The 6,725-nt window shown below is 71.7% G+C and carries 8 protein-coding genes and 2 tRNA genes; 5 read left to right on the top strand and 5 right to left on the bottom strand.

From position 1 onward, the window contains the following. Window positions 1–72: 72 nt before the first annotated feature. A complete protein-coding gene (locus VFW24_14135; GenBank protein ID HEX5267900.1) occupies window positions 73–312 on the bottom strand; it encodes a hypothetical protein in 240 nt (79 codons plus the stop codon). 91 nt (window positions 313–403) lie between these two features. On the opposite strand from VFW24_14135, the gene VFW24_14130 reads away from it, so the two are divergent. After that, entirely contained in the window at window positions 404–1,057 is a 654-nt protein-coding gene (locus VFW24_14130; protein ID HEX5267899.1) for a hypothetical protein, read from the top strand. A 13-nt stretch (window positions 1,058–1,070) separates the two neighbouring features. Continuing rightward, a tRNA-Asn gene (locus VFW24_14125) sits at window positions 1,071–1,143 on the top strand. 14 nt (window positions 1,144–1,157) lie between these two features. On the opposite strand, the gene VFW24_14120 is transcribed toward VFW24_14125, so the two are convergent. Both VFW24_14120 and VFW24_14115 read right to left on the bottom strand, forming a co-directional pair. Next, window positions 1,158–1,230, bottom strand: a tRNA-Met gene (locus VFW24_14120). Between the two features lie 58 nt (window positions 1,231–1,288). Continuing rightward, window positions 1,289–1,750: a hypothetical protein gene (locus VFW24_14115; protein ID HEX5267898.1), complete on the bottom strand. Its 462-nt coding sequence runs from the start codon at window positions 1,748–1,750 to the stop codon at window positions 1,289–1,291. Between the two features lie 58 nt (window positions 1,751–1,808). On the opposite strand from VFW24_14115, the gene msrA reads away from it, so the two are divergent. Beyond that, a complete protein-coding gene (gene msrA, locus VFW24_14110) occupies window positions 1,809–2,483 on the top strand; it encodes a peptide-methionine (S)-S-oxide reductase MsrA (GenBank protein ID HEX5267897.1) in 675 nt (224 codons plus the stop codon). A 22-nt stretch (window positions 2,484–2,505) separates the two neighbouring features. Here msrA and VFW24_14105 read toward each other — a convergent pair whose 3' ends face one another. Together VFW24_14105 and VFW24_14100 are read right to left on the bottom strand one after the other, a co-directional pair. Continuing rightward, window positions 2,506–3,711, bottom strand: coding sequence for a CoA transferase (locus tag VFW24_14105; GenBank protein ID HEX5267896.1), 1,206 nt, complete (start codon window positions 3,709–3,711; stop codon window positions 2,506–2,508). Window positions 3,712–3,726: 15 nt separating this feature from the next. Next, entirely contained in the window at window positions 3,727–4,512 is a 786-nt protein-coding gene (locus VFW24_14100; GenBank protein HEX5267895.1) for a DUF4388 domain-containing protein, read from the bottom strand. Between the two features lie 146 nt (window positions 4,513–4,658). Here VFW24_14100 and VFW24_14095 point away from each other — a divergent pair, with 146 nt between their 5' ends. Both VFW24_14095 and VFW24_14090 read left to right on the top strand, forming a co-directional pair. After that, window positions 4,659–5,648, top strand: a complete 990-nt coding sequence (locus tag VFW24_14095; GenBank protein ID HEX5267894.1) for a fatty acid desaturase — start codon at window positions 4,659–4,661, stop codon at window positions 5,646–5,648. A 98-nt stretch (window positions 5,649–5,746) separates the two neighbouring features. Continuing rightward, on the top strand, window positions 5,747–6,598 hold the full coding sequence (locus VFW24_14090) for an oxygenase MpaB family protein (protein ID HEX5267893.1): 852 nt from the start codon (window positions 5,747–5,749) through the stop codon (window positions 6,596–6,598). Window positions 6,599–6,725 lie beyond the last annotated feature (127 nt).

Below are 6,725 nucleotides of genomic sequence, written 5' to 3'. Positions count from 1 at the left end.
GACTACCTCGACGAGGAGTAGCCGCCCCGGCGCCGGCTCGCCCGGCGCCCCGTCTCTACCGGCGCCAGCCGGTCAGTTGAGGACCAGGTCGGGCTCGGAGCCGTTCCCCATCTTCGCCTCGACCGCGTCCCGGGCCCGCTCCATGCCGAGGTCCAGCACGGCCCGGGCCTTCTTCTCGACGGTGTCGAAGGTGTCGGATCCCCGCGCCCGCCGGACGAAGGAGCTCAGCTGCTCGTAGCGCTCCCGCCCCGCCATGGCGCCGAGGTAATAACCGACTCCTGCCCCTATCACGATCCCGGCGCGAAATCTCATCCCCTGTTCATACCCTGTTCTCCGGCCCGTCACCAGGGTTTGGATGGGCGAATCTGGCACCGATGTCACATTCGGTTGCGAACATCCATTCGTGGGCTACCGGGGCAAGGTCGGCGAGCGGGAGGCGGCCCGGGCCCTGCGGGCCCGGGGGTGGACGATGAACGCCATCGCCGCCGAGCTCGGGGTGTCCAAGTCGTCGGTGTCGCTGTGGACCAGGGACGTGCCGTTCGAGGCACGGCCGGCCCGCACCGGGGCCCGGCGTCGTGGCCCGAACGTCCTGCAGCGCCGTAAGGCCGCCGAGATCGCGGAGCTGATGGAGGAGGGCCGTCGGCGGATCGGCGAGTTGTCCGAGCGGGAGCTTCTGGTGGCGGGGGCAATGCTGTATGCCGGGGAGGGCGGGAAGGGGGACGGCAAGGTCAAGCTGACCAACACCGATCCTCGTCTCATCGAGATGTTCTGCCTGTGGCTGCGAGCCTTCTTCGACATCGACGAGTCCCGGCTCCGAGCACATCTGTATCTGCACCAAGGCCTGGACCTCGAGGAGGCCATCCTGTACTGGAGCAGGATCACCCGAATACCACCGGGTCAGTTCATCAAGCCCTATCGCGCAGAACCCGATCCAGCCATCAAGAAGGCCAAGCATGAGTTCGGGTGCATCGCCGTCCACTACTGCTGCAGCCGCACCCATCGGGGCGTGATGGGGTTGGTGGCGGGATTGTTGGGCGCCCCGGTCACCGGTTGCTAGCCTGCGGTCATCTTCCGGGGTAGCTCAATCGGCAGAGCACGCGGCTGTTAACCGTGTTGTTGAGAGTTCGAGTCTCTCCCCCGGAGCAAGCCCCGGGTAGTGGGGGCGGCAGGGATCGAACCTGCGACACTTCGATTATGAGTCGAGTCCTCTGACCACTGAGGTACGCCCCCGGTGCCGGTCACGGTACCCATCGTGGGCCCGGCCTGCGACGATCCCCGCTTGCCCGGCCTAGCTCGGCGGAGCCTGCCCCTGCGGGGGAATGGCCAGCACGTCGTCGAGCAGGCCCTGCCAGCCGACGGCGTCCCAGCCCACCTTCCCCGCCACCGTCTCGGCCACGTGGACGGCCTCGTAGATCCAGGTCAGCTCGGCCTCCATCTTCGGGGAGAGGGCCTGGCGGTAGGGCAGCTCGAAGAAGTTGCTGATCTGGCCGCCGACGGTCTCCTCGACCTGCTTCACCACCTCGAGCACCCGCCGCAGCTCACCGGTCAGCCCGGTGTGGGCGGGGGTGGACACCACGTCGGCCGCCCACCGGGCACAGCGATAGGCCCGGTGCCACTCGGCGGTCTCGTCCGCCCCGGCGGTGGCGGCGCGGGCCTGGTAGGGACCCAGCCGGGCCTGCTCGGGCGCGGGCAGGACGTCCCGGAGGCCGTCGATCAGGTGGGTGATGATGAAGCTGGGCTGGTCGGCCACCGCAGGAACCTACCCGGGTGGCCCCCGGGAACGAGAGGGCACGCTCCGGCGTTCTACCGTGAGGACCCAGGAGGACCTCCACATGTTCAACTCCCGCAAGAGCCAGATGGTCAGCCCGGACCGGGCCCTGCCCGGTCGCGACCAGGCCATGCCCGTCTCCGACGACCACCTGGTGCTGGGCAGCGCCCTGGCGCCCCCCTTTCCCGTGGACAGCGAGAGGGCCGTGTTCGGCATGGGCTGCTTCTGGGGCGCCGAGCGCAAGTTCTGGGTCCTCGACGGGGTGCTGACCACGGCCGTCGGATATGCCGGGGGGTTCACGCCGAATCCCACCTACGAGGAGGTCTGCAGCGGGTCGACCGGCCACGCCGAGGTGGTCCTGGTCGTCTTCGACCCGAAGCGGGTCAGCTACCAGGACCTGCTGCGGGTGTTCTGGGAGAGCCACGATCCGACCCAGGGCATGCGCCAGGGCAACGACCTCGGGACCCAGTACCGGTCGGCCATCTACACCTTCGACGACGACCAGCGACGCCAGGCCGAGGAGTCGGAGCGGATGTTCCAGAAGGAGCTGTCGGCGGCCGGCTACGGCACCATCACGACCGAGATCGCCGACGCCGGCCCCTTCTACTACGCCGAGCCGTACCACCAGCAGTACCTGGCGGCCAACCCCAACGGCTACTGCGGGCTCGGGGGTACCGGGGTGGCGTGTCCGACCGGATTGGCGGCGTCGGGCTGAGCCCGGTCGCGCCGGGGCGCCGTCAGGGGATGACCCCGGCCTCCTTCATGGCGATGATGGCCTCCCACTCGTAGCCGAGCTCGAGCAGCACCTCCTCGGTGTGCTGGCCCAGCTCGGGGACGGGCGCCCGCACCTCCCACGGGGTCACCGAGAAGTCGACGGGTGACGCCAGCACCCGCGCCGTGCCCTCGGGAACCGGCGCCTCGACGAACGCCCCGGCGGCCTCGGCCTGGGGATCGGTCAGCACCTCCTCGGTTGTCTGCACCGGCGCCCACCACACGTCCTCCCGGTCGAACGCCTCGGCCCATCGGGCCAGGGTCCGGGTGGCGAAGATGCCGTCGAAGAGGGAGATCAGCTCTCCCGCGTTCTGGATGCGCACCGCGAGCGACGAGTAGCGGGGGTCCTCGGCCAGGTCGGGCCGCTCCACCGCCCGGACCAGCGCCGGCCAGTGCCGGTCCCCCTCGAGGCCCAACAGCCAGAACCACCGTCCCTCGCTGTCCTGGTACGAGTTGAAGGCGGGGTTGACCGCCCGCTCACGCGCGTACCCGACCGGCATCGGGAACGAGCGCAGGGCCATGCTCGTGTCCCAGCCCAGCACGAACAGTCCGGCCCGGAACAGCGACGTCGACACCCACTGCCCCCGACCGGTGCGCTCCCGCTCGAACAGGGCGGCGGCGATCCCGCCCGCCAGCGCCGACGCGGTGGTGTGGTCCCCCATGCCGCCCCGCTGGGCCGGCGGCGGGGTGCCCGCCTGGGTAAGGGCCGCGGCGATGCCGGAGCGGGCCCAGAACCCCCCGAAGTCGTAGCTGGCCCGGTCCTTCTCGGGTCCCTCGGTGCCGTAGCCGGTCACGCTGGCGTAGACGAGCCGGGGGTGGGCGGCGCAGAGCGTCTCGTGGTCGAGGCCCCAACGCTGCAGGGCCTTCGTTCGCATGTTGGTGATGAACACGTCGGCCCGCTCCAGGAGCCGGGCCACGATGCGGCGGCCGTCTTCGGACTCGATGTCGAGGGCCAGGCTGCGCTTGCCCCGGTTGTCGTACTCGAAGGCGGCGTTGAGGACGGGCTCGCCGTTGGGGCGGCGGACCCCGAAGATCCAGCGGTAGGGGTCACCGTTGGGCGGCTCGACCTTCACCACCTCGGCTCCCCAGTCGGAGAGGATGGCCCCGGCCGAAGGCCCCGCCACCCACACCCCGATCTCGACGACTCTGATGTCCCGCATCGGCCCGGCCATGGGCCAGATGCTGCCTCAGCCTCCGATCGGGCGCAGGCGGAACCGCGACGCCACACGCATGGCGGAGGAGGCTTTGACCTTCTCCCCCTCGTGCTCGTCGGTGTCAGCGTCGTCTTCCCCGCCGGCCGCCTCGGCGCCCGCCCGGCCCGGGGAGTCCCCGCTCACCGACGACGAGTCGACGCGCACCCGGCCGCTGCTCCGCGCCGCCACCGGAGGAGCGATGGCCACCTTGGGACGCTGGTTGACCTCGACGAGGCCGTCGTTGACCATCCGGCTGAGGAGCTGGCACAGCTCGAAGGCGCTGATCGACAGCACGCGCGCCAGCGCCCCCACCGTCCGGCGACCGTCGATGGCGGCCAGTACCCGCCACGCCTGCTGGTCGATCACGACCTCCCGCGACCCGAGCTCGCGCGCCAGCCGGGGCTGCACGTCCATCGACGGGATGATCGACTCGACCCGATCCCAGACCTCCAGCCGCTTCCGGGCCCCCTCGAGCACCGAGTCGACCGACGCGTCCAGGCCGCGGGGGGACTGAGGAGCAAGCCCGGGATGGAACTCGAAGGAGCCGTGGTCCCATCGCAGGACCTCGAAGCACGCCTCCTCGAGGCGGCTGCGGCTGGCCGCCACCCGGGGGGGCGAGCCGTGGTCGACGGACTCGGCGTGGACCAGCCTGCCCCCGGCCAGGTAGAGGTCCACCGACGCCAGTCCGGAGTGAAGCCTCAGCTTGCCGGTCTGGTGCTTCTGGGCCAGGACCCCGAGGACCTCGGCGAAGTCGAAGGTGTCGAAGCTCCCCTGAAGCATGGCCTCTCCATTCCGCTCCGGTTCCGCCGGGATTCCGACTCGAAGCCGGGGCCACATTGTGGCGCGAATCCGAGCAGGGATGTTCTCGCCGGATCGGCTCCCGGATAACCTCGGTTCGGCAGTTCCCCGTCCCGCCTTGAGGAGCGATGGCCACCACCTTCCCCGCACCCGCGACCACGCCTGTCACGGCACCCGCCGCGCCCACGGTCCCGGCCGTCGGGGCGGCCACCGCGGTCGGGACGGTGCGGTCGCGCACCGGACTCGTGAGCCGTCTGATCACGCTCGTGGCGGTGCTGGTGCCCCCGATCGGGCTGGTCGTGGCCCTCGTGCAGCTGTGGGGATCGGGAGTCCGGGTCGTCGACGTCGCGCTCCTCGTGGGTCTGTACGCCGCCGGGGGCCTGGGAGTGACGGTGGGCTTCCACCGGCTGTTCAGCCACCGGGCCTTCGTTGCCGGGCCGGCGGTGCGGACCGGCCTGGCCGTCCTCGGGTCGATCACCCTGCAGGGGCCGGTGACGCAGTGGGTGACCGACCACCGCAAGCACCACGCCTTCGCCGACCGCCCGGGTGATCCCCACTCTCCGCACACCTCCGGGGGCGGGGTGCGCGGCGCGCTGGTGGGCTTCTTCCACTCCCACGTCGGTTGGATGTTCGTTACCAAGGGCATGGAGCGGGGCGAGATCTACGGCCGGGACCTGTTCGAGGACCCGCTGATCCGCACCATCGATCGGCTGTACCTGGTGTGGGTCCTGGTGTCGCTGCTGGTCCCGTTCGGGGTGGGCTGGCTGGTGCGGGGGACGCTCGGAGGCGCGGTCGAGGCGCTCATGTGGGGCGGCCTCCTGCGGATCTTCCTGTTCCACCACGCCACCTTCTGCGTCAACTCGGTCTGCCACCTCTTCGGGCGCCGTCCCTACGAGACGCGCGACCGCAGCAGGAACAACTGGGTCGTGGCCGTGCTGACCTTCGGCGAGGGCTGGCACAACAACCACCACGGGTTCCCCCGCTCGGCCCGCCTCGGCCTGACTCGGGGCCAGATCGACCCGGGGTGGTGGCTGGTCCGGGCTCTGGAACGGGCCGGCCTGGCCGTGACCGTCAGGACGCCCCGCCCCGGGGGAGCCGGAGGCACGCGCCTCGCCTGACGCCGGCTTGCGGGCGCCCCTTCCCTACGCGGCCACGGCGAGTGGCGGAGCACGGGCGTCCGCCCGGGCCCGACGGGCCACCCCTTAGCCTGGTCGCGGTGGCGCCCTCCGGCTACCCGCGTCCTGACGCCCTCCTCGGCCGGGGCACGGTCTCGGCCCGGCTCCTCATGCACCCGGCCCTGCTCCTCGGCGGGCCCCGGGCCATCCTCATGCAGGTGGCCCACCCCAAGGTGGCGGCGGGGGTGGCCGACCACTCGCAGTTCGCGTCCGACCCCTTCGGCCGGCTGGTGCGGACGATGCGGACGATGGACCGCATCGCCTTCGGGTCCGCGGCCCGATCCGCCCGGGCCCTCGAGGGTCTCGCCGCCCGCCACCGCCGCGTGAACGGGACCACCGGGGCCGGCGAGCACTACTCGGCCCTGGACCCGGCCCTCACCCTCTGGGTGCACGCCACCCTGGTCGACACCGCCCTGACCGTCGACCGGCGCTACCTGGGCCTGCTCGGCCGGGCCGACCGGGACCGCTTCTACGAGGAGAGCCTGCTGCTGGCGGCCGCCTTCAGGATCCCCGACGACCTCGTTCCCCCGGACCTCCCGTCCTTCCGCGCCTACGTGGACGAGATGGCGGCAACCGTCGAGGTGGGCCGGGACGCCCGCTCCATCGCCCGCCACGTGCTCCGCCCGCCCCTGTCCGGCCGGGCCGGGGGAGCGCTGGGGCTGCTGGCGGCTCCGATCCTCGAGGCGGTGACGGCCGACCTGCTGCCGGGACGCCTCCGGCGGGAGTACCGGCTGCGCCGGGCGCCCTCGCTCGTGCCCGGCCGGGCTCTTCCCGGTCCGATCGGGGCGGCCACCGACGGCGCCGGCGCCGTGGGGATGGGGCTGGCGGCGGCGGTGTCGCGCCTGGTCGCGCCCCGTGTGAGCGGCCTGCCGGTGTCCCGCCTGGCCCTGTAGCCCGGCCCCGGCGGCGTCGCCGGGCCTAAAAACCCGCAAAAGTTGATCTGTTTAGTAATAAATGATTGACTGGATGCTCCCCAGAGCCCCGGAGAGCGTCGACCTTGCGGTTCCTCCGCCCCTACAG

The sequence above is a fragment of the Acidimicrobiales bacterium genome (assembly GCA_036273495.1).
Classification (GTDB): Bacteria; Actinomycetota; Acidimicrobiia; order Acidimicrobiales; family JAJPHE01; genus DASSEU01.
The sequence above is the reverse complement of the archived record's forward strand: the minus strand, read 5'-3'. Positions and strand labels throughout refer to the sequence as shown.

Bases quoted from the DNA above. Each gene is read 5' to 3' on its own strand.
- VFW24_14135 (HEX5267900.1), bottom strand. From the start codon at position 312: ATGAGATTTCGCGCCGGGATCGTGATAGGGGCAGGAGTCGGTTATTAC.
- VFW24_14105 (HEX5267896.1), bottom strand. From the start codon at position 3,711: ATGGCCGGGCCGATGCGGGACATCAGAGTCGTCGAGATCGGGGTGTGG.
- VFW24_14100 (HEX5267895.1), bottom strand. From the start codon at position 4,512: ATGCTTCAGGGGAGCTTCGACACCTTCGACTTCGCCGAGGTCCTCGGG.
- VFW24_14095 (HEX5267894.1), top strand. From the start codon at position 4,659: ATGGCCACCACCTTCCCCGCACCCGCGACCACGCCTGTCACGGCACCC.